2 protein-coding genes are annotated in these 1,238 nt (G+C 30.5%); one reads left to right on the top strand and one right to left on the bottom strand.

Annotation, left to right across the window (positions count from 1 at the left end):
- The first annotated feature begins 372 nt into the window (after positions 1-372).
- A complete protein-coding gene (locus tag DT250_RS31500) occupies positions 373-555 on the top strand; it encodes a hypothetical protein (protein ID WP_149213952.1) in 183 nt (60 codons plus the stop codon).
- Between the two features lie 295 nt (positions 556-850).
- Here the strand turns inward: DT250_RS31500 and DT250_RS31495 are convergent.
- A partial coding sequence (locus tag DT250_RS31495) for an ATP-binding cassette domain-containing protein (RefSeq protein WP_149214397.1) occupies positions 851-1,238 on the bottom strand: 388 nt, incomplete at its 5' end.

Raw genomic sequence — 1,238 nt, 5'->3', positions numbered from 1 at the left:
CAACTAAAGTAGCGTTAAATGCTTTAAAAATAACGAATAAATAATTACTCCTACTTTACGGTACTTATATTTTGAAAGACATACTCGTGTCTAAACGCTAAGAAGTATTAGTGAATTTATCCGAATTAATCAATATCGAATAATAAGTATCTCTTGGTAAAGGTTTACTATATTTTAAATGAGCAAATACTTTAGTATATATAGCTTTTGAGTAATCAAATTTTCGTTTTTTGAAATATAGTATACTGTATTGGAAAAGAGAACCATCCACTATATTTGTCGAATCACTTTTATTTCGTCTAATATTCGGTACTTAGTTTTCTCCAGACTGATATATTATACATACAACTATTCTAGAAAGGTGATGATGTTATGTATGAACAACAAAATAATAGGGATAGAGATCAACAAATGGTGTTTTCTATGCAAGGAGTTCCCACAAATAAAGTTAACATGAATCAATTACCTAAATGGATTAGAATCTTCGGCTATTGTGCATTTGGCTGGATGATAATATTTAGTTTAATTATGATAGTAGGTTTAATTCTTCAATAACTATGCAGATAAACAATTAAACGGGACATTATTTAGATTCTACATCTAAATAATGTCCCAATTTTTATATGTAATTCCTCAATAATATAGGTAACTGATCATAACAAAAAGAACCTGTAGAATATCCTACAAGTTCTTTTTCAAATATTGTTAAAAAGGAAACAACAAACTATCTTCACATTCAATACAGGGAGACCATTTTGATTATGGCTTGATTTTATTATATATCAAATATAAGCTTTCGGAATTGTTGTTTTTTGGAAATTATGTGAATTAAAAAACTAAGATATTTGTATTAGATTTGGTTTACGACCAACTTCTTCTTACTTAAATACACTGCACGATCGGATTTTTTAGCAACTTCCTGTGAATGCGTTACAACAATAATACATTTATTCTCTTTATGTGCAAGTTCTTGAAACAGTTCTATAATATCCATCGCTGTTTCTTCGTCGAGGTTTCCTGTCGGCTCATCTGCAATAAGTAAATCAACATTACAAGATAATGCTCGAGCAATTGCTACACGTTGTTGTTGCCCACCACTTAGTTGCAAGACGTTACGTTTCGCTTCTACTTCAGTGAGTCCTACTTTCTCTAATAACTCTAATGCCCTTGCCGTCTTATTTTTCACTTTAACACCTGTAATTTCCATCGCTGTTAGGACATTTTGAAGAGCAGTCATA

This window comes from Bacillus sp. AR2-1 (assembly GCF_008368755.1).
GTDB classification, from domain to species: Bacteria; Bacillota; Bacilli; order Bacillales; family Bacillaceae_G; genus Bacillus_A; species Bacillus_A wiedmannii.
Note: the sequence above shows the minus strand (reverse complement) of the source record. Positions and strands in the feature narration are given on the sequence as shown.